This is a genomic window from Vreelandella hamiltonii, from assembly GCF_014651795.1.
Classification (GTDB): domain Bacteria; phylum Pseudomonadota; class Gammaproteobacteria; order Pseudomonadales; family Halomonadaceae; genus Vreelandella; species Vreelandella hamiltonii.
This window is the reverse complement of sequence record NZ_BMXO01000010.1, coordinates 104,761-127,778: the sequence shown is the minus strand read 5'-3', so window position 1 is coordinate 127,778 and position 23,018 is coordinate 104,761. Positions and strand designations below refer to the sequence as shown.

Below are 23,018 nucleotides of genomic sequence, written 5' to 3'. Positions count from 1 at the left end.
CGTGTAAGGAGACCAACATGCGGCGACTGCTGCTTTCCAATGACGATGGCGTTCACGCCCCCGGCCTGAAGGCGCTGCATGATGCGCTCACGGCCCATGCGCACCTGCGCGTGGTTGCCCCTGACCGCGATCGTAGCGGGGCCAGCAATTCGCTGACACTGTCTCGGCCGCTGTCGCTGACCGCACTGGACAGCGGTTTCTATAGCGTCGATGGCACCCCGGCCGACTGCGTCTATCTGGGCGTGAACGGGCTGTGGGACGAACGGCCAGACCTGGTCATCTCCGGCATCAATCATGGCAGCAACCTGGGCGATGACGTGCTCTACTCCGGGACGGTAGCCGCCGCCATGGAGGGCCGTAACCTGGGCATGACGGCCATCGCCATGTCGCTGTGCGGCACCCAGCACTTCGCTACGGCCGCGCACGTGGCGGCCAGCCTGGTGGGGGCCGCCGACCGCCTTTCGTTGCCGCCGCGTACGCTGCTCAACGTCAATGTACCTGATCTGCCCTGGGAAGCCATCAAAGGCTTCAAGGTGACCCGCTTGGGGTATCGGGGTCCTGCCGAGAAGCCCGTTCCGGTACAAGACCCCCGTGGTCGCACGCGCTACTGGATTGCCCCCGTGGCGGCCAACGCCGATGATGGCGAGGATACCGATTTTGCGGCGGTCGAGGCGGGCTATGTCTCGATCACCCCGTTGCAAACAGACCTGACGCGCCATCCGGCGCGCCGCGATGTACAGGACTGGTTGGATGCCTTTGCCTGATCTATCCCCCGGCGAGTTGAGAGGTCGTGGCATGACCTCTCAGCGCACCCGAGATCGCATGATCGAACGCCTGCAGCAGCAGGGCGTGCATGATGCGCGGGTGCTGGAGGTGATGGCCCGTGAGCCACGTCATTTGTTCGTGGACGAAGCGCTGGCACACCGTGCCTATGAAGACACCGCACTGCCGATTGGTTTTGGGCAGACCCTGTCGCAGCCCTTGACCGTGGCGCGCATGACCGAGCTGGTCTTGAAGGCATCGCCCCGACGTGTTCTGGAAGTCGGTACGGGCTCCGGCTATCAAACGCTGATTCTGTCGCGCCTGGTCGACACCCTTTACTCCGTCGAGCGCATCCACGCGCTGCACGAGCGTGCCGCCGAACGACTATGGCGGCTGGATGCCCCGGCGACGCTGGCCGTGGCCGATGGGGGCGAAGGGTGGCCGGAAGCCGCCCCTTTCGATGTGATTTTGCTCACTGCCTGTGCGCAAACGCTGCCTCAGGTACTGCTCGAGCAGTTGACGCCAGAAGGCGTATTGATTGCGCCGCTGGAAGAGTCCGACGGCAGCCAGTGGCTGACTCAGGTCAAGCGCATTGGCTGTGCATTTGAAAAGCGCCGGCTCGAACCCGTGCGCTTTGTTCCCCTGTTGCAAGGAGTCGTGGATTGAAGCGTCGAACGATAGGACTGTTTTTCAAAGGCGCTGGCATGGGAGCCGCCGATGCCGTTCCCGGGGTGTCTGGTGGCACCATTGCGTTCATTACCGGTATCTATGAAGAACTGATCAACACCATCAAGCAATTTGGCCCCAGCGCCCTGGGGGCTTGGCGGCGCGGTGGGCTGCGTGGGCTTTATGTCCACCTCAATCTGGCCTTCCTGATGCCTTTGCTGGCCGGTGTCGCCATCAGCCTGTTCAGCGTCGCGCACCTGGCGCTGTGGCTCATGGAGGCCCATCCACTGCTGCTGCAAGGCTTCTTTTTCGGGCTGGTGGCGGCCTCGGGGCTGGTCGTCGGGCAGGCGGGGGAGCGCTGGAAAATAGCCTATCTGCTGCCGCTCACCCTGGGGTTGCTGCTGGCTCAACTGCTGCCGGGCATGATGCCCCTGGTGTTGATGATCGGTAATGAAGCGATGGTCGTGGTGGTCGCAGGCGCCATCGCCATCAGCGCCATGCTGCTGCCGGGCGTGTCGGGGAGTTTTCTATTGCTCACCATGGGCCTCTACGGCACCATCATGGGCGCGATTCGCAGCTTCGATATGGGTATCATCATCCTGTTCGGCATGGGTTGCCTGCTGGGACTCGCCCTGTCCTCACGGCTACTGTCATGGCTATTGAAACGCTATCATGGGGCAACCTTGCAGCTGTTGCTGGGGTTCATCGTCGGTTCGTTGCCGGTTCTCTGGCCCTGGCGCGAGCTGTTACGCTACCAGCTGGGCTCGGATGGACAAATGATACCGTTGGCCTATCGCTATCTGTTACCCAGCGACTACGCCGTGCTGACCGGCGAGTCCGCGCAGGTCGCTGGTGTCGTATCGTTGATGGTCTTTGGAGCACTGCTGGTCGTATTATTGAATCGTCGCGCAGTGACGCATTCCTCACGCTCAACAACCCCGAGCCATTGAGCGGGAATCGAATCATCGAGTGTGAGCGCACGGCATTGAAAAGGAGTAGGGATTGCATGCGTAAGGTTTTTATCGTGTCGGTGTTGGCGCTGGCGATCAGCGGCTGTGCCAACCAACAGCAGGGTGCGCCACAGGTACGCGATTTGAGTGAAGCCCGTCGCGTGGTTGAAAATACCCCTCAGTACACCGTCAAGGCAGGCGATACTCTGTACGGTATTGCTTGGCAGCACAACCTGGATTACCGCCAGTTGGCGGCCTTGAACAACATCAGCCCGCCTTATCAGATTCAGCCGGGGCAGACCATCGCCCTGCGCGAAGGCGCGGGTGCCAGCACGGCACCCAGCCAGGCGCCTGCCACGGCTTCCCGTGGCGTAGTGGCCACCGGGCTGCAGCCCCAGGCCACGGCCGTTGCCAGTAACGAGCAGGAGCTGGACTGGCTGCTGCCCGATGAGAGCGCCATCGAGCGTAACCAGCGTTTGACGGCCGAACCCCGCGCCGTGGAAGCCGCGCAGCAGGTGGCTGCCAATACGCCCCCGCCTGCCTCGCCAGAGCCGCCCGAGTCGGTCGCTGCTGAGCCGCCCTCGGCACCTGCCGTCGAGCCCGAGCCCGAACCGGCTCCAGAGCCTGCGCCCGCAGCGACGCCAGAGCCAACGCCTGCGGCACAACCCGCCCAGGCCGCTCGCCAGGATCGTTCGTCGCGCACCTTCACGCCTGTCGATAACGTCGACTGGCGCTGGCCCACCGATGGTCGAGTGACCGGCGAGTTTGGCCAAGGCGGCAGTATCACCGCCGGGATTGATATCGCGGGGCAAAAGGGGCAACCTGTGCGAGCAGCAGGACCTGGCATCGTGGTGTACGCGGGCAGCGGTGTGCGCGGCTACGGTAACCTGATATTGTTGAAGCACAACGATCAATACCTCAGCGCCTATGCACACAACGACAGTTTGAGTGTCAAAGAGAATGATGTCGTCGAGGCGGGTGAGGTCATTGCCACCATGGGCGATAGCGACGCCGATAGCGTCAAGCTGCATTTTGAGGTGCGCCGCGATGGCCAGCCACAGAATCCGCTCGACTATTTGCCAGCTCGCTAGGCATCATGCTCTGAAGGTAACGTATTAGCTCGATCAAGGTAACCCGGACAGCTAACTAAGGCGTCATATAACAATAAGGTGCACGCGCACAGGAAGTGCGACCACCCTGACTTTTTCGAATGGCGGATAGGCGAGACAACGGGGGTATGACCATGAGTATGCTGGAGAAGGACCTACAGGAGATCGACCTCGACGAGGTTGAGGAGGCGCTGGACGAGGCTGATGACGATGCCACGGCTGAGGAGGAAGAGTTCGAGAAAGCGCTTGGTCGAGACGATCGCCAATCCACTCAGAGTCTGGATGCTACCCAGATCTACCTCAATGAAATCGGCTTTTCGCCGCTATTGACGCCGGAAGAAGAGGTCTATTACGGACGTCTGGCGCGCAAGGGTGATGCCTTGGGGCGCTCGCGGATGATCGAGTCCAACCTGCGGTTGGTGGTCAAGATTGCCCGACGCTATTTGAATCGAGGTTTGACGCTGCTGGATTTGATCGAAGAGGGCAACCTCGGGCTGATCCGCGCGGTGGAAAAGTTCGACCCCGAGCGGGGTTTTCGCTTCTCCACTTATGCCACCTGGTGGATTCGGCAAACCATCGAACGCGCTTTGATGAACCAGACGCGCACCATTCGTCTGCCGATTCATGTGGTCAAGGAGCTGAACATCTATCTGCGTGCCGCCCGTGAGTTGACCCAGAAGCTCGACCACGAAGCCACCGCAGAAGAGATTGCCGAGCATCTCGACAAGCCGGTCGAGACCGTCAAGAAGATGCTGGGGCTCAACGAACGTGTTTCCTCGGTGGACTACCCAATGGGCGGCGAGAGCGACAAGCCACTCATCGATACCCTCACCGACGATGATGTGCTGGGTCCGGAAGCATGCCTGGTGGATGGAGACGTGCGCGAGCATGTCGACCACTGGCTGGACGAGCTCAGCGAGAAACAGCGCGAGGTGGTGGTGCGTCGCTTTGGCCTGCGTGGGCATGAAGCCGCCACGCTGGAGGAAGTGGGTGCCGAAATCGGTCTGACCCGCGAGCGTGTTCGTCAGATCCAGGTAGAAGCGTTAAAGAAGTTGCGACGCTCGCTGGAAAAACAGGGGCTTTCTCTGGATTCGATTTTCGAGGCGTAGCCTCGTCGAAGCCACTTGGCCCGGCCAGCACGTTCGACATGCTAGTCTACAGCGCACCGAGCATTTCACTCGGTGCGCTGTTTTTGATAGCCAGCCTGTCTGGCAATCGGGTAACGCCCGCTAAACCCATATCCGTTCGCTAGCCGTGCGGATTATCAGCACCGCGCTGTCGTACGAGCGCTCTGATAAGTGAGATAGCCATGCGCCCGTTAGTGGCCCATATTGACCTGGACGCGCTGCGTCACAATTACCAGCTGGCCTGCCGCTGCGCGCCTCAGAGCCGCTCGGTCGCCGTCATCAAGGCCGATGCCTATGGCCACGGTGCGCTGGCCTGTGCCAACGCCCTGGAAGCCGAGGTGCCTGCGTTTGCGGTGGCCTGTATCGAAGAAGCACTGAGCCTGCGTGAAGGCGGCATCAAGGCCCCCATCATCCTGTTGGAAGGTATCTTTACCGCTGACGAGCTGGCGCTGGTCGACCATCATGGCCTGTGGATCAGCGTGCACAGCCATTGGCAGGTAGAGGCGCTTTTGGCCTATGCCCCGCAGCGGCCGATTCCCGTCTGGTTGAAGGTCGATTCCGGCATGCACCGGCTGGGGTTCTCTCCTCAGGAGGCGACTGCGGTATGGCAGCGTCTGCACAGTGCCCCACAGGTTACGGCACTGCATCTGATGAGCCACTTCGCCAACGCCGATGCCCAGGATGCCAGCTACTTCGAACACCAGATGGGCGTCTTGCAGGCCCTGGCGGCAACGCTGAAAGCACCGCTTTGCCTGGCCAATTCACCTGCCACCCTGGCTCGGCCAGTCGCCCATGGCGACTGGAATCGGCCGGGTATCATGCTGTATGGCAGTGACCCCCTGGAAGTGGCCAGCGAGCTGACCCGCCAGCTGCGCCCGGTGATGACGCTGCGCTCGGAAATCATCGCCCTGCGTGAGCTGGCCGTCGGCGAACCAGTGGGCTACAGCGGACGCTGGAAGGCCCCACGCCCCTCGAAAATTGCCGTCGTCGCCGCAGGGTATGGGGATGGCTATGATCGCCATGCCGTGGATGGCACGCCGGTACTGGTCAACGGCCAGCGCTGCCCCATCGCCGGTAAAGTCTCCATGGACATGCTCACGGTGGATGTCACCGAGGTGCCCGACGCCGCCATCGGTAGCGAAGTCGTGCTGTGGGGGCGCGCTACCCAGGGCAGCGTGCTGTCGGTGGACGAAGTGGCCCGCCACTGCGATACCATCAGCTATACCTTGCTGACCGGCGTGCTGCCCAGAGCGCCTCGGCAGTACCATGGTGCCAACGTCTAAACGGTTATTCGTATGTCGAAATCTTATCCGCGCTCCTTTGCGCACCCCCGCTACTGGCCTACCTGGCTGGCCATTGGTGCCATGTACGTGGCGGCCTGGTTACCCTGGCGGGTCAAGCTTTGGGTAGGCAAGATGATAGGCCTGCTGGCGTGGCGGCTTGCCAAGCGTCGGCGGCACATCACGGCCACCAATCTGGCGCTCTGCTTTCCCGAGAAAAGCGCCGAGCAGCAGCGCCAGCTGGTCAAGGAAACCTTCATTGCCAACGGTATCGGGCTGGTGGAAACCGCCACCGGCTGGTGTCGCGATGCCGAAGGCCTGCGTCATCGCGTGGCCTATCATGGCCAGGAGCACCTGGCCCATGCCAAAGCTCAGGGCAAGGGCGTGCTGGTGGTCGGTATTCACTTCTCGACGCTGGATCTGGGTGGCGCGCTGCACTCGCTGTTTTTCCCGGCGGACGTGGTCTATCGCCCCCATAACAACCCGCTGTTCGAACGCTTCATGACCCGGGCACGCTCGCGCATTTTCGGCCAGGCCATCGACCGTCACGACCTGCGTGGCGTGGTGCGGCGGATCAAGGCGGGGCATATCGTATGGTACTCCCCGGACCAGGATTTCGGTCGCGATGTCAGCGTCTTCGCTCCGCTGTTTGGGCAGCAGGCGGCCACCATTCGCCTGACGGCCAAGATCGCCCGCATGACCGGAGCGCCGGTGGTACCGCTGATGTTTCACCGCAACCCGGACAACCGTACCTACACCATCGAATGTCTGCCCGCCTTCGAAGGCTTCCCCAGCGGCGACGAAGTGGCCGATGCCACCCGAGTGAACGAATTCATCGAACGGGCCATTCGCAAGCACCCCGAGCAGTACTTGTGGCTGCACCGGCGCTTCAAGACGCGCCCTGAAGGCGACGCCGGGTTTTACTAGCGCGGCCTGGGGTTGGCGCACTGAACGAGCATGAAAAAAGCCGCCCGAAAGGGCGGCTTTGCGTTGTGCTGAAGGAATCTTTTGCCCGCAACCTCAGTCGAGATTGCGCGAGTAGAAGATTTCCAGCATCTCTTTGCGCAGACGGCCTTCGATATCGCGGGCTTCTTCGAAGGTGATGTCGCGGCGCGACGTGCCGAACAGGTAGTTGTCCAGCTCGAAGTCCTTGAGCAGCATCTTGGTGTGGAACATGTTTTCCTGATACACGTTCACATCGATCATCTGGTAGGCCTGCTTGGTATCTTCTGCCAGATAGTCCTGAATCGAGGTGATGTCGTGATCGATGAACAGCTTCTTGCCATCGACGTCACGGGTGAAACCGCGCACGCGGTAGTCCATGGTGACGATGTCGGAGTCGAAGCTGTGGATCAGGTAGTTCAGCGCTTTCAATGGGCTGATATGCCCACAGGTGGATACATCGATATCCAGACGGAAGGTGCTGATGCCGTTGTCGGGGTGCGACTCGGGGTAGCTGTGTACCGTCACATGGCTTTTGTCCAGGTGGGCCACGACCGTTTCCGGCAGCGGGCCAGGTCCTGGCTCGGTTTGCCCTGGCGTCGGGTCATCCAGCTCGTGCTCGGCAATCAGAATGGTCACACTCGCGCCATGGGGCTCATAATCCTGACGCGAGATGTTCAGTACATGAGCGCCAATGATGTTGGTGACGTCTTTCAGGATCTGCGTCAAACGTTCGGCGTTGTAAAGCTCATCGATATAGTCGATATAAGCCGCACGCTGCTCTTCGGTTTTGGCGTAACAGATGTCGTAAATATTGAAGCTCAAAGAGCTGGTCAGGTTGTTGAACCCGTGGAGTCGGAGATTATCTGACACTTCCGAACCTCCCTATGGCAGATGAGGACACCCCGACGAGCCAGCGCCGGAACCGATAAACACTTGTCACCGTGCTAACGCAGCCGCCGTGAAGACGACCCCGCACTACGCAGTAAAGGGAAAAACAAGCGGGCGTATTATGCCCGCCCAGGGCGTGGCTTGCATCCAGCCACGCCATTTTTTTTGATGCTGCAGCGTCACCCGCGTGGCCAGCCGACCCATGACGGCTCAAGCTTCGCGGATCTCATAGGAGTGAGTGATGTCGACACCGCCTTTGACCAGCATGATCGAGGCGCTGCAGTACTTCTCGGCCGACAGCTCCACGGCACGCTGGACCTGCTTCTCTTTCAGGCCGCGACCAGTGACCACGAAGTGGACATGGATCTTGGTGAAGACGGCGGGGACTTCATCGGCGCGCTCGGCATCCAGCTCGGCCACGCAGTCGGTGACCTCTGCCCGTGCCTTGTCGAGAATGTTGAGAATATCAAAAGCGGTACAGCTGCCCATGCCCATCAGCAGCATTTCCATTGGGCGAGGCCCCGTATTTCGGCCACCGTGGTCAGGCGGGCCGTCGATCACAACGCTGTGCCCGCTGCCAGATTCCGCCACGAACTGGCGTCCATCGGTCCATGTTACCCGTGCTTTCACGTTGCTCTCCTCATGCTGGCGACGAAAGGTAGGTCGCGCAGCATAACATTTCCAGGCGCAGACGCACGGCTTCTCTCCATGTCGCCTGCACGTCCTCTATCGCAAACCCGTCAGGCAAGGTGTCGTTCCAGCACCGCCAGACGCTCTGGCGTACCCACGTCTACCCAGTGGCCAGCGAAATGCTCGCCCGAGACACGCCCTTCGGCCATGGCCTGACGCAGCAGCGGCGCCAGGGCAAACGCCCCTGGCGGCTCGCTGGCCACCAGAGCGGGGCGCAGCAGGCTGATGCCCGCAAAGGTCAGGCGTGGCGCTCCAGCGCTCGCCACCCGGCCCTGATGCAGCGCGAAGTCGCCGTCAGGGTGTTGCACCGGGTTGTCCACCAGCACCAGATGCGCCAGATCCTCGGCGGCCAGCGCGGCAGCATCCGGCAGGTAGTCGCACCACACATCCCCGTTGATCAACAGAAAAGGAGATTCTCCCAACAGCGGCAGCGCCTGGCGAATACCGCCGCCGGTTTCCAGCGGAGATGGCTCGTGGCTCCACTGGATGGATACCTGATAGGCGCTGCCGTCGCCCAGGGCGGCCATGATCTGCTCGGCACGATAGCTGACATTGATGACCAACTCATGAATGCCCGCCTGCCGCAGGCGTTCGATGTGATGCACGATCAGCGGCTTGCCCGCGACGGGCAGCAGCGGCTTGGGGCAGTGGTCGGTAAGCGGGCGCATGCGCTTGCCAAGGCCTGCAGCCAGGATCATGGCCTTCATGTGCTCTGCTCCGCCAGGCGCTGCATGATGGCGGGGCGCAGCTCGCTGCTGACCCACTCGGCAAACCCCTGATGGGCAGGCAGGGCTGCCAGGCTGTCTTCCAGGTGAGCGAGGAAGTGGGGCAGGCGGGCCAGGTAGCCCTGCTTGGCGTCGCGTAGCGTCAATCGGCAGAAGATGCCCAGTACCTTGAGCGAACGCTGGGCCGCCATGGCATGGCACTGGGCCAGAAAGTCCGCTTCCGAGGTAGTGCGGGGCAGTCGCCCCTCCTGGCGAGCCTGCTGGTAGAATAGCGATACCAGCTCGGCAAACTGGCTGGCGCTGAAACGACAGTAACGCCCCCGCAGCAGCGAGATCAGGTCGTAGCTGAGCGGACCAGCCACGGCATCCTGAAAGTCGATCATCGTCAGTTGCTGATCCTGGCACATGAGGTTCATGGCATCGAAGTCCCGATGTACGCTGACCACGGGCTGTGCCAGCGCGCTATGGATCAACGCCTGACGCAGCGCGGGCCACGACTCGGGGGCGGCCAGCCCTAGCCAACGTTCCAGGCACCATTCGGGGAACAGGTCGAGTTCACGCCCCAGCAGAGCCTCATCGTAGGCGGGTAGCGCCGCAGGGTCGGCACGATTCTGCAACTGAGCGATCAGCGCCATGGCTTCCAGGTGGCGCTGACGGGTGTTGTCAGGGTCCGTGAAGGTGTCCTGAAGCGGGGTGTCGCCCAGATCCTCCAGCAGCAGGAAGCCTTCGTCGAGGTTGCTGGCATAGATGCAGGGGACCGCTAGCCCGGCGGCATGCCAGCGTTTGCCGATGGCCACGAAAGGCGCCGAGTCCTCTTGGGCGGGCGGCGCGTCCATGACGATGCGTGTGCTGCCATCGGGGAGCGTGAGGCGAAAATAGCGCCGAAAACTGGCGTCGCCGCCCGCCGGTGCCAATTGAATATGCGCGGGCGCGAGGCCATGATGCTGCGCTGCCCACTGGGTGAGGGCGTCGATCCTGGAAGAGGACATGCAAGCTCCTTGCTGGTCGGGCATGATGCGGGCTGTATAATACCGATTCTGGATGCCAAGGATAACGAACATGGGCAAGCGAATCTCGCGCACCACTCCGGTTGCGCAAACGCTGTTGGGCAGTGTGCTCGCCGGTGCCTCGCTGTCAGCGGTGGCTCAGGGCCAGCCGCTGTCGGCTGACGCGCTGGACTGGCAGCCCTGGGGGCAGGACGAAGCACGTCAACAGCTGTGTCGTGGGCGCTATGTGATGCCCGACTATCGTTTGTCCGCGCAAGAGAACCCGGAAACGCTCTCGGTGGAAACCGATGAAGCGGATTATGCCGCGGATGGCGAAGCGTTGCTGCGCGGCGATGTGGTCTTGCGTCGTGGCAATACCGAACTGCAGGCCGATCAGGTATTTCTCCCGGCGGACCGCCAACGCGTCGATGCCGAAGGTGATCTGGTCATCCGCGACGGGCAGGCCATGGTGCGTGGTGAACAGGCCACGCTGATGCTCAACGAAGATCGCGCCTCGCTGCGCAATAGTCATTACGTGCTCTATGACCAGCACCTGCGCGGTCAGGCCAGTCAACTGGAGCAAACCGGAGAAGAGCAGTATCGCCTGCGCGATGCCACCTTCACTACCTGTGATCCGGGTGCCAACAGCTGGCAGCTGGTGGGTAGCGATATCCAGTTGAATCAGACCACCGGATTCGGCACGGCACGCCACGCGCGCCTGCAGGTCAAGGACGTGCCGATTTTCTACTGGCCCTGGCTGCGTTTTCCCATCGATGACCGCCGCCACACGGGGCTGCTGTCGCCCACGCTGAGCTTCTCCAGTGACGGCTTTGACTATGCTCAGCCGTTTTACTGGAACATTGCGCCTAACCATGACGCCACCATTACACCGCGCTGGATGTCGGACCGTGGGCTGCTGCTCAATGGCGAGTATCGCTACCTGTTCGAGCAAAGCCAGGGGATCGTGGAGGGTGGTTTCCTGGGCAGCGATGGTGGCAGCAGCACCGGGGACAATCGCTTCGAAGGCGAGGAGCGCTGGTACATCGATGCGCAGCACGCCGGTGCCTTGGCCCCGCGTAGCGACTATCAATTGCGCTACGGAGCGGCCAGCGATGGGCGCTATTTCGACGACTTTGGGGGTGAGTTCGGCAGCGGTGACCGGGTCAGCATGGAGCGCCTGGCGCAGGTGGACTACCGCGGCGAGCGCTGGCAGCTGGACGCCAGGGCCCAGGGGTTTCAGCGCCTGGAAGACCCGCTCAGCGATACCGATCGCCCTTTCTACCGTCTGCCCAGCCTGACCGCCAACTCGGACTGGCAGCTGGGCAGCGGGTTTTATACCCAGTGGCGCTCCAACGCGACCTATTTCTGGCGTGACGTGGACGAACGGCGGGTCCCCGAGCGGGAAGCCGCCATTGGTACCCGCTTGCACCTGACCCCCAGCGTGGGCTGGCGCTATGAGCAGTCCTGGGGCTATATCGAACCGCGCAGCGAGCTGTGGCATACCGCCTACGAACTGGATTACGGCGACCGTATCACGGACCGCGATACGTCGCCCTCGCGTAGCGTCGCCATCACCTCCATCGACGGTGGGCTGGTCTTCGAGCGTGAACTGGAGCTGGGTGGGCGTGACTATCGCCAGACTCTCGAGCCCCGTATCAACTACGCCTACGTGCCGCGTACCAACCAGACCCAGCTGCCAGACTTCGATAGCCGTGAGCGGGCATTCTCCTGGGATCAGCTCTGGTCCCCGCACCGCTTCTCGGGGGCTGACCGGGTCGGTGATCTGAATCGCGTCTCGTTGGGTGTACAGTCTCGGCTGATCGAAGACAGCGCCGGACGTGATCGTTTGACGCTGGGCGTTGGCCAGAGCCTCTACTTCGCCGAGCGGCGTATCGACAGTGACGGTGACCCGAGCACGCTGCCGCCGCGTCCGGAGGATGCTCCCAATGCCAATCCGCTGAGCCGCTATCAGGCCACGCGAGACCGCTCGCCGCTGGTGACCCGTCTGGACTGGCAGATCAACGACCGCTGGAGCACGGGCTATGAATGGCTCTACGACGACGAGCGTGAGCAGACCGAACGCTCCAGTGTCGATGTACGTTATCGCCATCCGGACGGCCACGTAGTGAACCTTGGCTACCGCTGGGAGATCGAAGGGTTCGATCCTTCCGTGGTGCCCGGCGACGACGGCTTCCGCGACTACAGTCGTGAAGAGTGGGACCTGTCGCTGGCCTGGAAAGCCAGCCCAAGGATTGATTTGATTGGCCGCTACCTGCACGATCAAACCAACGATCGTCCTCTGGAGCAGTTGGCGGGCTTGCAGTGGAACGACTGCTGCTACGGCGTACAGCTTGTCTGGCGGGAGTGGATAGACGACAACGATACCGCCAGAGTGGAAGACGACTTTAGTGACCGTGGGCTGTTCTTGCGCTTTGTCTTCCGTGGTCTTGGCGGTGTTGGTCAACAGGCCGACAGCTACTTTGAGCAGGCGATCCCTGGCTACCGCCCCACACCCCTTTAACGATCACCTTGAATGGCGACTGAAAGAGACTTTTTATGACGATCAGAAAGACCCTGCGGACCCGCAAGCTCTCCCAGCGGGCAAGACTGCTTTCGGCGGGCACCATGATGACCCTGTGTCTGGGTGCCGGTGCTGCCCTGGTACCGTTGAGCGTTCAGGCCCAGAGCTTCGAATCCGCGCAGCGTCAGCCGCTGGATAGCGTCGTGGCCGTTGTCAACGATGGTGTCATCATGCGCAGTGAGCTGAACGACCGCATCGCGCAAATCGAACAGCAGGCGGCCGCTCAAGGCGGGCAACTGCCGCCCCGCAGCCAGTTGGCCCAGCAGGTGCTGGAGCGCATGGTGATGGACGAAATTCAGCTGCAGATGGCCAACCGCGCCAACCTGAGCGTGGACGACACCGAGCTTAACCGTCAGCTGCGTACCATTGCCGAGTCCAATGGCATGAGCCTGGACCAGTTTGCCGATGCCGTGGAAGCCGATGGCATGAGTCTGGCCAGCGTGCGAGAGGAAGTAAGGCGCGAAATGCTGATGCGCCAGGTGCAGCAGCGTCAGATCAGCCAGCGGGTTTCCGTGTCGGACCGGGAAGTGGAGCGTTTTCTCGAGCAGCAGCCCTCTCAGCAGGGCCAGTCGTTCATCGAAGAGACCCGCGCGCGCCACGTGCTGGTCGAGCTGACGCCCACCCGTGACGAAGCGCAAGCGCGTAGCCGCGCAGAGCAGGCTCGCCAGCGCCTGCAGCAGGGCGAAGACTTTGCCACCGTTGCCCGTGAACTCAGCGATGACCGGGGAAGCGGCATGAACGGTGGCGACCTGGGTTGGGTGCGCCCCGGCCAGACGGTGCCTGCCTTCGAAGAGGCCATGAACTCGCTCGGCCCCAACCAGCTGTCCGAGCCGGTGCGCTCGCAGTTTGGCTACCACGTGATCGAAGTGCTGGAGCGTCGCCGTCAGGACGTGACCGAAGAGAGCCGTCGCGAGCAGGTGCGCCAGGCCATCTTCCAGCGTCGTGCCAATGAAGAGCTGGAAGTATGGCAGCGTGAAATTCGCGAACAGGCCTTCGTGGACATTCGCCTGTAATGTCGCTGCCGCTGCTGATCACCACCGGGGAGCCCGCCGGTATCGGCCCCGAGCTGACGCTGATGCTGGCGGCCCAGGGGCGTCTGAACAACACCGTGGCGGTAGGTGACCCGACGCTGCTCGCCCAGCGGGCGGCGTTGCTCGCGCTCACGGTGGAGATCGTGGTCGCCGAGCCGGGCAGCCAGCAGGTCTCCTCGCCAGGGCGCCTGGTGGTGTGGCCGGTCGCCTTGCGCGCACCGGCCACGCCCGGCGTGCTGGACCCTGCCAATGCAGGCTATGTGCTGGACACCCTGCAGACGGCAGTGGATGCCTGCCTGGCCGGACACGCGGCGGCCATGGTGACTGCCCCGCTGCACAAGGGCGTGATCATCGAAGGTGGCTACCCGCACTTCACGGGCCACACCGAGTGGCTGCGGGACGCCTGCGGCGTGGATGAGGTGGTCATGCTGTTGGCCACGGACGCTGCGCTGCACGCCACGTCGCCACAGTGGCAGGGCGAAAGCGACCTGCGGGTTGCTCTGGTGACCACCCATCTGCCGCTGCGCGATGTGGCGGATGCCATTACCGGCGAGCGCATTGCGCGCATCAGCCGTCTGCTGGTGGCGGACCTGCAGCGTCAATTCGGCATTGCCCAGCCTCGGGTGGCGGTGTGTGGGCTCAACCCCCATGCGGGTGAAGATGGCCACCTGGGCCGCGAAGAGCTGGAAATCATCACGCCCACCCTGCAGGCGCTGCGTGCCGAGGGCCTGAACGTGGAAGGCCCGTTTCCGGCCGATACCCTGTTTACCCCACGCCATCTGGCGGGGGTCGATGCGGTACTGGCGATGTATCACGACCAGGGCCTGGCAGTGCTAAAATACGCAGGCTTTGGTCAGGCTGCCAACATCACCTTGGGGCTGCCGCTGGTACGCACCTCGGTAGACCATGGCACGGCGCTGGACCTGGCAGGCCGCGGCATTGCCAACCCCTCCAGCCTGGGCGTGGCGGTGGCACTCGCCCAGCGGCTGGCCACCCAGCGTGCCTCCTCTCAGGCCGCCCCATGAATCAACCCTCCAAGGAACACTGTTAGATGTCTCAAGTGCCCCAGCAGCACCGTGCTCGTAAACGCTTCGGTCAAAACTTTCTCCGTGATCTCGGGATCATTTCACGGATTGTCCGTGCCATCGGGCCGCGTGAAGGCGATCGGCTGGTCGAAATCGGTCCTGGCCAGGGCGCCCTCACTGCTCCCTTGCTGGAAGCGACCGGCAAGCTGGAAGTCATCGAGCTGGATAGAGATCTGATTCCGGGGTTGCGGGTGCAGTTTTTCAACTACCCCGAATTCGTGATTCACGAAGGCGACGCACTGAAGTTCGATTTTGCCGCCCTCAAGGGCGACGGTCAGCCGCTGCGCGTGGTGGGGAATCTGCCTTACAACATTTCGACGCCGCTGATCGTGCACCTGCTGACCATGGGGTCAGCCATCGCCGATATGCACTTCATGCTGCAAAAAGAGGTGGTGGAGCGCCTGGCGGCCGAGCCCGGCAGTACCGATTGGGGGCGGCTCTCGGTGATGGCGCAGTATTACTGTCAGGTGGACCAGCTGTTCATCGTGCCACCGGAAGCCTTCGTGCCCCGTCCCAAGGTCGATTCCGCCATTGTGCGGCTGACGCCCCATGCATCGCTACCCCAGGTGGCCGATGATCCGGCCCTGCTTTTCGAGCTGGTCAAGCTGGCCTTTGGGCAGCGCCGCAAGACGCTGCGCAACAACCTGAAGGGGCGGGTCAGTGCAGAGGCCCTGGAAGCGTTGGGCATCGACCCTGCCCGGCGCCCGCAAACCCTGACCGTGGCGGAATACGTGACCATCGCCAATCATGTGGCCGCCAATGAGGACGTGGAACAGCGGAGTGGTGACGCGTGAGCGGGCTGGAGATCGAGGTCAGCGTCACGCCAGAGTTTCAGGACGCCGAGTCGAGTGCCAGCGAGGCCCGCTACGTATTCAGCTATACCGTGACGGTGCACAACCAAAGCCCCCATAGCGTGCAGCTGATGGCACGCTACTGGAAAATCACCCAGGGCAATGGCGAGAGCCAGGAAGTGCGCGGCAAGGGCGTGGTGGGTCAGCAGCCGCTGATTGGCCCGGGGCAACGGTTCCGCTATACCAGCCGAGCGATACTGCAAACCCCGGTAGGTGTCATGGAGGGTGCTTACACCTTGTTGAACACCTACACCCAGCGGGCGTTCGATGTGCCCGTCTCGCCCTTTCGGTTAGCGGTGCCCCGCCAGCTGCATTGACGCCTCACTCTCGGCTCAGGCCGCGGGTGGGGTCAGTTGGGCATGCAGATGGTCGCATAGCCTCAGTGCCAGCTGGACGATGGTCAGGGTCGGGTTGGCATGGCCGACGCTTGGGAAGACGCTGGAACCCGCAATATACAGATTGCGCTGATCGAACAGTCGGCAGTCGCTGTTCACGATCCCTTGCTCGGCTCGATGGCTCATGCGCGTCCCGCCCATGTGGTGGCGACCGGCCAGCTCGCCTTCAACAGGGAACTGCACCGTAGGCGAGGCCAGCCAGTCGGCCAACTGCAAGCGGCCAATGTCCTGGTCGATCAGGTACTCGCCGAACAGCATCAGGCTGTCGCGGATGGTGTGGTAATCCAGCGCGGACTGCCGCCAGAACAGGCGGCTGCGCGGTATGCCAAATTCGTCGTGTTCTTCGCTCAACGCCACTCGGTTGTCGAAACGGGGCTCCTGCTCCCAGGCGGCTCGCAGAATGACGCCATGCATACGTTCACCGCGTGCATGCCGAGCGGCAATCTGTTGCCCCAGCGCCGGAGCCGTGAGCGATAGTGTGTCGATGAGCTGCTGCGTACCTTCCGGGCTCATGCGGTGGAGCCGCAGCCCGCAGTTGAGGAGCCCACGCTGACGCAGGGCCGTGGGCGTAGGCGAAAGGAACACGTTGTATTCGGGGTCGATGCCCACCGCCTGGGGGTCGAACAGCAGCGCCTGACCCACCGATGCATGGGGATGCTCCATCCAGTAGCGACCCAGCGTCGTGGCATCGCGAATCAGCGCCCCTTGTGTCTGCTGGTTCAGCCACAGCAGCAGCCGAGCGTTGTCGATGCCGCCGCAGGCCAGCACGAAATAGCGCGCCCGCACCTGGCACTGCTGACCGGCAAAGCTGCGCAGCGTGATGCTCCGTACATGGCCTGCCTCCTGCTCGATGCCCGTCAGGTTGGCATCCAGGCAGTAGTCCAGCGTAGGGGCGGCGTTCAAGGCAGGCGCATACTTGTCTTTCAGGCGCACCGGGTTGCCCAGTGAAAAATGGATGCGCTCGAAGCCGGAGCCGACCAGCGGGCTGTCGCTTGGCGGCGGTGTCAGGTCGAGCAGTGTGGCTGCCGGAGCGTAGTAGGGGGCCAGCGCGTCATGGGTGATGGGCCAGCCCGTCTCGGGGGCGGCAGGCTTGGCGACGAAATCGTGGCGGTCGAGGGGGCGGCAAACGCCACCCCAGTGATTGGTGGAGCCACCCAGGTAACGTAAACGGGCGCCGTCGAGCGCCGGATAGGCGTCGCCCACCACCTCGCCTCGGTAGATCTCCTGGGAGCGTTCGCTGTACGAGGCTCCGCCCCCTTCGCATAGCAGAATGCGGTGGCCACGCTGGGCCAGCGTCACGGCGATGCTGATGCCCGCAGCGCCTGCCCCCACGATACACAGATCATAGGGCGGAGCAGGGGGCGCAGTCTGGGCCGCAAGGGTTTCGAACGCCACATACATTAGCGATCATCCTCATGCAGCAGCCAGCCATTCACCTGCTTTACCGGCCGGGCCTGCAAAAGCGGTGAGTAGGCTAGCGCGGCCAACGTGCCGCCCGTGATCAGGGTGAAGGTCTTGAGCGCATCGCGCCGGGTAAGACGCAGGCGCGCGTCGTCGGGCAAGGCAGAGGCAGGCATGGCGGGGCATCCTTGTGGTGGCCAGTCGTGCGCGAATCGCACCCCCGGTGGTTGTCAGGGTTTGTCAGATAGGCCTGCCAGGGGTTGCCGAGTCGCTAACGTTATAGTGGGATATGCACGGCGATTGCTCCAGCGGTTTATGCGTGGTCACCGATACGGCCCCGCGACGCCAACATTGAATCAGTCAACAGGCCTTTACCCATGAGCACTTATGTCATTGGCGACCTGCATGGATGTCATGCCGAGTTTGTCGCCTTGCTGGATAAAATCAGCTTTGATCCCGCCCGCGATACGCTCTGGCTGGTGGGCGATTTGATCAACCGGGGGCCTGGCTCCCTGGCCTGCCTGCAGGAAGTGAAAGCGCTGGGCAGCGCCGCACGCAGCGTGCTGGGGAATCACGATTTCCACCTGCTGGTGGTGGCACGGGGGGGCGGCAAGCTCAAGCGCCACGACACGCTGGACGACATTCTGTCTTCGCCGCACCGCGACGATTTGCTGGACTGGCTGCAAAGCCTTCCTCTTGCGGTACAGGTCGATAACACGCTGATGACCCACGCTGGGCTGCTGCCCAGTTGGAGTGCCGAACAGGCGCTGGCACTGAGCGGAGAAGTACAAGCAGCGCTGGGCAGCGAGCAGGCGGGAGCTTTCCTGAGCCAACTGTTCGGCAATCAGCCTGACCGCTTCCACGACCAGCTCGAAGGCATGGACAGGCTGCGCTGTATCGTCAATGTGTTCACTCGGATGCGCTTCATCGATGCCCAGGAGCGGCTCGATTTTGCTGCCAAGGAGGGGTTGGATAGCGCGCCTGCGGGCTTTGCGCCCTGGTTCCAGTTTCCCCGTGCCGACGATCTGCGCCTGCTGTTTGGCCACTGGGCGGCGTTGGAGGGGCGTACCCCCGGCGCGAGGGTGGATGTGCACGGGATCGATACCGGGTGCGTGTGGGGTGGTTCGCTGAGCGCGCTGGTGCTGGAGAGCGGCCAGCGTGTCAGTGTGCCCAGCCAGCAGGGAGGCCGCTGATGTTTCAGCTGGATGCATACACCCAAGGGCTGGAGGTCTACCGCGTGGGTGGGGCCGTGCGGGACGAGCTGTTGGGGTGGCCCGTGGTGGATCACGACTGGGTGGTGGTGGGGGCAACCCCCGAAATGATGCAGCAGCGTGGATTCAAGCCCGTCGGGCGCGATTTTCCGGTGTTCCTGCACCCGGCTACCCAGGAGGAGTACGCGCTGGCGCGTACCGAGCGCAAGTCGGGCCACGGGTATGGCGGGTTCGAGGTGCACGCCAGCCCCGACGTGACGTTGGAAGAGGATCTCTCCCGTCGGGATCTGACCATCAATGCCATCGCCCAGGCGGCGGATGGGCATTTGACCGACCCTTATCACGGACAGCGGGACATCGAGCAACGCTGGCTTCGCCATGTCTCCCCCGCCTTCAGTGAAGACCCCTTGCGCGTACTGCGTACTGCGCGTTTTTTAGCCCGCTATGCCTCCATGGGCTTTGCCGTTGCTCCGGATACCCTGGCCCTGATGCGCGCGGTCAGCCGCAGCGGAGAGCTGGCGCATCTGGCAGCCGAGCGCGTGTGGGTCGAGACCGAGAAGGCGCTGGCCGAACCCAGCCCCGAGTGCTATTTCACGACCCTGGCCGCGTGTGATGCGTTGGCGGCGTGGTGGCCTGAGCTGGCAGCGAAGGCGTGTCTGGCCCAGGCCCTGGAGGCCATGCAGGCAGCTCCCGAACAGCGCGAGCCGCCGCTGGCGCACTGGCGCTATGCGCTGCTGGTGTCGGTGCTGAGTGAGCCACAGCGCGAAGCCCTGGCCGTGCGTTTGAAGTTGCCCAATAGCGTTGCGCAGCTGGCACGCCATGCCGCCTCGACCAAGGCGCTGCTGGCAGCCCCGCTGGAAGCCGAGAAAGTGCTGTGCTGGCTGGAGCGTCTGGATGGCTGGCGCAAGCCTGCCCAGGTCAGCGCGCAATTGCAGTTGCTGGAGCGGCTTGCGCCGGCCTTGCGCCCCGTTCTGGAGGCGGCCTGGCAAGCCGCCTGCGCGGTCAGCCCTCAGGTGTTGATGGGGGAAGGCTACCGAGGGGCAGCCTTGGGAGAAGCGCTGCGTCAACGGCGGCGCGAGGCCGTGGCCGCAGCGCTTTAGCGCGCGTGGACCTTGCGCGGCAAGGGGTCGGCCTGGGAAACGAAGCGCCCCTGCCACTGAAAGTCGATGGCCCACAGCCGCTGACGACCCAAGGTGAAACGCTGCCACAGCGTGGCATAAGGCGTATGACAGCGGGGGTGCCGTTCGTCGGGCAGCAGCTCGGCCAAGGGTTGCAGTACGAACGCGTTCTGGGTGATTTCAGCCCGCGGCAGGGCCACATCATCTATCACGCCGCAGGCGTCCCCCACGGTCAGCAGGTCGATATCCAGGGCACGCGGGCTGCACTTGACCATGTCGGGCGTCCGCCCATGGGCCATTTCCAATGCTTTGGACCAAGCCTGCAGTCTGGCCACGGACCAGTCGCTATGGAACGCCACCACCAGGTTGTAGAAATTGCGGCTATCCTTGAAGCCGACGGGTTCGCTCTCGAAAATGCGCGATATCTGCAGTTCGCCAAACGTCTCTGCCAGGGCATCCAGGCACAGGCGGATGTGCTTTTCCGGGTCGATATTGCTGCCCAGGCTCAGTGTCACCAGATTCATGGGTCGCTATCCTTGCGGTTTTTTGGCAGGCTGCCACGGGTGATTTCCAACCCGACACTGGCTGCTTGAGGCACCGCGCCGGGCTTGCGCACACGCATGTGCAGCCAGCTGATCGGGAACTCGTGCTGCAAACTGGCGGCCAGCCGCTCGGCAAAGGTTTCGACCAGCGCAAACTGATGCTCGTCGGCGAACTGCTGGATTCGCTGGCAGATCGCGGCATAATCGAGAGTCAGGCGCAAATCATCGGTGGCGGCGGCAGGCCGGATGTCCGTGGCCAGGGAGAGATCCAGGCTCAGCGATTGCGTGATGGTGCGCTCCCAATCGTATACGCCAATCACGGTTTCTACGGTGAGTGCTTCAATCAATATGCGGTCCACAGGCCATTCCCCAGCGTCGACAAGCGGGCGATTGTACTTGAGGACGACCATAAACGACAGTTCAGGCGGCGGCGCTGGCTGATGAGGGGCAGGGTGAGCAGGGGATGCTGTGGATCGTCATGGGGTACTTGAGCGGCAGTTGGCTGGCGGCGGTGAGCGTCTGCCGTTGGGCAGGCGTGGCCGATCCGCGCTTTTGCGGTTCCTGTAACCCCGGGTTTTCCAACGTGTTACGGCTGTATGGCCCTCGGCTGGCGGCGGCCACCCTGGCGTTGGATGCCTTGAAGGCGGTGCCGGTGGTCTTGGCTGCCAAGTGGCTGGCCTTGCCGATTATGTGGCAGGGTCTGGTAGGGCTGGCGGTGCTGCTGGGCCACAGCTTCCCGCTCTGGTATGGGTTTCGAGGCGGCAAGGCCGTCGCCAGCGCCTTCGGGGTGTTGCTGGTGCTGGTGCCCAGCGTCGCGCTGCTCAGCGCTGCCATCTGGGCGTTGATGGCATGGCGGTTGGGTACCGCCGCGCTGGCGTCGGTTGCGAGCGCGCTGTTGGCGCCGCTGCTGTGCACCTGGCTGGCGCCTGACTATATGATCGTGGTGGGCGGGTTCAGCCTGCTGGTACTGACCCGTCATGTGCTCAATATTCGTCGCTGGCGGCAGGGGGAAGAGCCCCCGCTGCGCAAATAGGCCAACGGCTTATCGGGTGGTGCTGAGGGGCGCTGTCAGCGTGTCCAGTGGCCAGCGTGGTGTAGCCTGCATGATACCGCTGTCGTCGCGCGCTCCTGCCGCCAGACGCTGGGCGCCCACATAGGCAATCATGGCGCCATTGTCGGTGCAGAAGCGCCCACGTGGGTAATAGGCACGGGCCTGGCGCTTTTGGGTCTCCAGGGCCAGGCGCTCGCGCAGCCGCGTATTGGCACTCACACCACCCGCCATCACGATGCGTTTCAGGCCGGTCTCGTCCAGGGCTCGGCGGCATTTGATGACCAGCGTATCCACGACGGCCTCTTCGAAGGCGCGTGCCACGTCGGCTTTGGCCTGTTCGTCCAGCTCGCCTGCGGCTTCCAATTGGCGAATCGTCGTCAAGGTGTGGGTCTTCAGGCCTGAAAAGCTGAAGTCGAGCCCGGGGCGGTCGGTCATGGGGCGCGGGAAGCGAAAGCGTTTAGGGTCGCCCTGTTCGGCCAGTTTGGCCACCAGCGGGCCGCCTGGGTACGCCAGGCCCAGCATCTTGGCGGCCTTGTCGAAGGCCTCACCGGCCGCATCGTCTACCGATTCGCCCAGGAGTCGATAGCAACCCAGCCCCTGTACTTCCACCAGCTGGGTGTGGCCGCCGGAGACCAGCAGGGCCACGAAGGGAAAGGCAGGAGCCTCCTCCTCAAGCATGGGGGCCAGCAGGTGGCCTTCCATGTGATGCACCCCCAATACGGGGATGTTCAGCGCCCTGGCCATGCCATGGGCGGTGCTGGCACCGACCATCAGCGCACCCACCAATCCCGGGCCCGCCGTATAGGCGATGCCGTCCAGGTCGTGGCGGGAAAGATGGGCCTCTTTCAATACCTGTTCGATGAGCGGCAGCAGCTTGCGTGTGTGATCCCGAGAGGCCAGTTCGGGCACCACGCCGCCATATTCGGCGTGCATGGCAATCTGGCTGTACAGGGCATCGGCCAGCAGACCCTGACCGCCGGTGTAGGCCGTGTCGTAAATGGCGACGCCGGTTTCGTCGCAGGATGTCTCGATGCCCAGTACACGCATGGCAAAAGCACTCATCTGATTGAAAAGGCAGGTACTCGAAACCGGCTAGTCTAGCATTGTCGTGCCCGCTGGGCGTAAGCATTTGCAAAGATGGCCAACCACGACTAGACTACTGTGCGCTGTAAAACTGGGTCGTACACCGTCTTGTTCGGTGTGCGTACTATCCGAACTCAAGACTCCTTAAGGTAGGTGAGTGCTTAATGCCTTCTGTAAAAGTACGTGATAACGAGCCGTTTGACGTCGCCCTGCGTCGCTTCAAGCGTTCTTGCGAAAAAGCTGGCGTTCTGTCTGAAGTACGTCGTCGCGAGCACTACGAGAAGCCGACTGCTGAGCGCAAGCGCAAAGCGGCAGCTGCCGTAAAACGCCACGCCAAGAAGTTGCAGCGTGAGCGTAAGCGTTTCGAACGGCTCTATTGATCCGTACCTGGAGAGAGCCAGAGCAGTTGGCTGGTTGTCTCAAGAGGGATGCCAAGCGGCCGCCACCAGGTGGCCGTTTGTTTTTCGTTTCGTGTTGTCTGTTTTGCGCGGTTTAAGGTGATCAGGCGCGTGGCCTGATGACGTTAGACCCGCCCACAAGC

General features: G+C 62.9%; 25 protein-coding genes. 16 read left to right on the top strand and 9 right to left on the bottom strand.

Annotated features, from left to right (window positions below; all coding sequences use genetic code 11):
• The first annotated feature begins 17 nt into the window (after positions 1 to 17).
• From surE to lpxL, 7 genes are all read left to right on the top strand, one after another.
• Positions 18 to 764 carry a 5'/3'-nucleotidase SurE gene (surE, locus tag IE061_RS11565; protein ID WP_189462592.1) on the top strand — a complete coding sequence of 249 codons (747 nt, stop codon included), beginning with the start codon at positions 18 to 20 and terminating at the stop codon, positions 762 to 764.
• On the top strand, positions 751 to 1,428 hold the full coding sequence (locus tag IE061_RS11560; RefSeq protein WP_039175586.1) for a protein-L-isoaspartate(D-aspartate) O-methyltransferase: 678 nt from the start codon (positions 751 to 753) through the stop codon (positions 1,426 to 1,428). The genes surE and IE061_RS11560 overlap by 14 nt, the downstream gene beginning before the upstream one ends.
• 38 nt (positions 1,429 to 1,466) lie before the next feature.
• Positions 1,467 to 2,378 (top strand): DUF368 domain-containing protein, encoded by a 912-nt coding sequence (locus IE061_RS11555; RefSeq protein WP_373294977.1) that lies wholly within the window; start codon positions 1,467 to 1,469, stop codon positions 2,376 to 2,378.
• Between the two features lie 56 nt (positions 2,379 to 2,434).
• The gene (locus IE061_RS11550) at positions 2,435 to 3,469 is read left to right on the top strand and encodes a peptidoglycan DD-metalloendopeptidase family protein (protein WP_039175589.1); all 1,035 of its coding nucleotides are present in this window, start codon (positions 2,435 to 2,437) and stop codon (positions 3,467 to 3,469) included.
• Between the two features lie 152 nt (positions 3,470 to 3,621).
• Positions 3,622 to 4,596 carry an RNA polymerase sigma factor RpoS gene (rpoS, locus tag IE061_RS11545; protein ID WP_039176022.1) on the top strand — a complete coding sequence of 325 codons (975 nt, stop codon included), beginning with the start codon at positions 3,622 to 3,624 and terminating at the stop codon, positions 4,594 to 4,596.
• 200 nt (positions 4,597 to 4,796) lie between these two features.
• Complete coding sequence (gene alr / locus IE061_RS11540; protein WP_144979769.1) at positions 4,797 to 5,897, top strand: alanine racemase; 1,101 nt, start codon at positions 4,797 to 4,799, stop codon at positions 5,895 to 5,897.
• A gap of 12 nt (positions 5,898 to 5,909) precedes the next feature.
• Complete coding sequence (lpxL, locus tag IE061_RS11535; protein ID WP_039175592.1) at positions 5,910 to 6,821, top strand: LpxL/LpxP family Kdo(2)-lipid IV(A) lauroyl/palmitoleoyl acyltransferase; 912 nt, start codon at positions 5,910 to 5,912, stop codon at positions 6,819 to 6,821.
• 93 nt (positions 6,822 to 6,914) lie between these two features.
• Here lpxL and speD read toward each other — a convergent pair whose 3' ends face one another.
• The 4 genes from speD to IE061_RS11515 all read right to left on the bottom strand — a co-directional run bounded on the left by speD (position 6,915) and on the right by IE061_RS11515 (position 10,131).
• Positions 6,915 to 7,709: an adenosylmethionine decarboxylase gene (gene speD / locus IE061_RS11530; protein ID WP_016916304.1), complete on the bottom strand. Its 795-nt coding sequence runs from the start codon at positions 7,707 to 7,709 to the stop codon at positions 6,915 to 6,917.
• Between the two features lie 228 nt (positions 7,710 to 7,937).
• The gene (locus IE061_RS11525; protein ID WP_039175595.1) at positions 7,938 to 8,357 is read right to left on the bottom strand and encodes an OsmC family protein; all 420 of its coding nucleotides are present in this window, start codon (positions 8,355 to 8,357) and stop codon (positions 7,938 to 7,940) included.
• 110 nt (positions 8,358 to 8,467) lie between these two features.
• Positions 8,468 to 9,124, bottom strand: a complete 657-nt coding sequence (gene murU / locus IE061_RS11520; protein WP_193461648.1) for an N-acetylmuramate alpha-1-phosphate uridylyltransferase MurU — start codon at positions 9,122 to 9,124, stop codon at positions 8,468 to 8,470.
• Positions 9,121 to 10,131 carry an aminoglycoside phosphotransferase family protein gene (locus tag IE061_RS11515; protein ID WP_193461647.1) on the bottom strand — a complete coding sequence of 337 codons (1,011 nt, stop codon included), beginning with the start codon at positions 10,129 to 10,131 and terminating at the stop codon, positions 9,121 to 9,123. The genes murU and IE061_RS11515 overlap by 4 nt, the downstream gene beginning before the upstream one ends.
• 70 nt (positions 10,132 to 10,201) lie before the next feature.
• Here IE061_RS11515 and IE061_RS11510 point away from each other — a divergent pair, with 70 nt between their 5' ends.
• The 5 genes from IE061_RS11510 to apaG are packed head-to-tail and all read left to right on the top strand — an operon-like array spanning position 10,202 to position 15,993.
• Positions 10,202 to 12,649 carry an LPS-assembly protein LptD gene (locus tag IE061_RS11510; protein WP_193461646.1) on the top strand — a complete coding sequence of 816 codons (2,448 nt, stop codon included), beginning with the start codon at positions 10,202 to 10,204 and terminating at the stop codon, positions 12,647 to 12,649.
• A gap of 35 nt (positions 12,650 to 12,684) precedes the next feature.
• Positions 12,685 to 13,722, top strand: a complete 1,038-nt coding sequence (locus IE061_RS11505) for a peptidylprolyl isomerase (RefSeq protein ID WP_193461645.1) — start codon at positions 12,685 to 12,687, stop codon at positions 13,720 to 13,722.
• Positions 13,722 to 14,765 (top strand): 4-hydroxythreonine-4-phosphate dehydrogenase PdxA, encoded by a 1,044-nt coding sequence (gene pdxA / locus IE061_RS11500; RefSeq protein WP_039175605.1) that lies wholly within the window; start codon positions 13,722 to 13,724, stop codon positions 14,763 to 14,765. The genes IE061_RS11505 and pdxA overlap by 1 nt, the downstream gene beginning before the upstream one ends.
• A gap of 26 nt (positions 14,766 to 14,791) precedes the next feature.
• Entirely contained in the window at positions 14,792 to 15,619 is an 828-nt protein-coding gene (rsmA, locus tag IE061_RS11495; RefSeq protein ID WP_039175608.1) for a 16S rRNA (adenine(1518)-N(6)/adenine(1519)-N(6))-dimethyltransferase RsmA, read from the top strand.
• Complete coding sequence (apaG, locus tag IE061_RS11490; protein WP_144979781.1) at positions 15,616 to 15,993, top strand: Co2+/Mg2+ efflux protein ApaG; 378 nt, start codon at positions 15,616 to 15,618, stop codon at positions 15,991 to 15,993. Before rsmA ends, apaG begins: the two co-directional genes overlap by 4 nt.
• A gap of 15 nt (positions 15,994 to 16,008) precedes the next feature.
• Here the strand turns inward: apaG and IE061_RS11485 are convergent, their stop codons facing one another.
• Together IE061_RS11485 and IE061_RS11480 are read right to left on the bottom strand one after the other, a co-directional pair.
• Positions 16,009 to 17,472: an FAD-dependent oxidoreductase gene (locus tag IE061_RS11485; protein ID WP_193461644.1), complete on the bottom strand. Its 1,464-nt coding sequence runs from the start codon at positions 17,470 to 17,472 to the stop codon at positions 16,009 to 16,011.
• Positions 17,472 to 17,648 (bottom strand): hypothetical protein, encoded by a 177-nt coding sequence (locus tag IE061_RS11480; RefSeq protein WP_193461643.1) that lies wholly within the window; start codon positions 17,646 to 17,648, stop codon positions 17,472 to 17,474. The genes IE061_RS11485 and IE061_RS11480 overlap by 1 nt, the downstream gene beginning before the upstream one ends.
• 201 nt (positions 17,649 to 17,849) lie before the next feature.
• Between IE061_RS11480 and IE061_RS11475 the strand changes: the two genes are divergently transcribed.
• Positions 17,850 to 18,665, top strand: a complete 816-nt coding sequence (locus IE061_RS11475; protein ID WP_193461642.1) for a symmetrical bis(5'-nucleosyl)-tetraphosphatase — start codon at positions 17,850 to 17,852, stop codon at positions 18,663 to 18,665.
• The gene (locus IE061_RS11470; protein ID WP_096921361.1) at positions 18,665 to 19,783 is read left to right on the top strand and encodes a polynucleotide adenylyltransferase; all 1,119 of its coding nucleotides are present in this window, start codon (positions 18,665 to 18,667) and stop codon (positions 19,781 to 19,783) included. Before IE061_RS11475 ends, IE061_RS11470 begins: the two co-directional genes overlap by 1 nt.
• Here the strand turns inward: IE061_RS11470 and folK are convergent.
• Entirely contained in the window at positions 19,780 to 20,325 is a 546-nt protein-coding gene (gene folK / locus IE061_RS11465) for a 2-amino-4-hydroxy-6-hydroxymethyldihydropteridine diphosphokinase (RefSeq protein ID WP_193461641.1), read from the bottom strand. The genes IE061_RS11470 and folK overlap by 4 nt on opposite strands.
• Positions 20,322 to 20,702: a dihydroneopterin aldolase gene (gene folB / locus IE061_RS11460; protein ID WP_039175618.1), complete on the bottom strand. Its 381-nt coding sequence runs from the start codon at positions 20,700 to 20,702 to the stop codon at positions 20,322 to 20,324. The genes folK and folB overlap by 4 nt, the downstream gene beginning before the upstream one ends.
• Before the next feature lie 104 nt (positions 20,703 to 20,806).
• Here folB and IE061_RS11455 point away from each other — a divergent pair, with 104 nt between their 5' ends.
• Positions 20,807 to 21,376, top strand: coding sequence for a glycerol-3-phosphate acyltransferase (locus tag IE061_RS11455; protein ID WP_193461640.1), 570 nt, complete (start codon positions 20,807 to 20,809; stop codon positions 21,374 to 21,376).
• Between the two features lie 9 nt (positions 21,377 to 21,385).
• Here IE061_RS11455 and tsaD read toward each other — a convergent pair whose 3' ends face one another.
• Entirely contained in the window at positions 21,386 to 22,441 is a 1,056-nt protein-coding gene (gene tsaD, locus IE061_RS11450; protein ID WP_193461639.1) for a tRNA (adenosine(37)-N6)-threonylcarbamoyltransferase complex transferase subunit TsaD, read from the bottom strand.
• Positions 22,442 to 22,641: 200 nt separating this feature from the next.
• Here tsaD and rpsU point away from each other — a divergent pair, with 200 nt between their 5' ends.
• Positions 22,642 to 22,857, top strand: a complete 216-nt coding sequence (gene rpsU, locus IE061_RS11445) for a 30S ribosomal protein S21 (RefSeq protein ID WP_016416934.1) — start codon at positions 22,642 to 22,644, stop codon at positions 22,855 to 22,857.
• Positions 22,858 to 23,018: the final 161 nt, after the last annotated feature.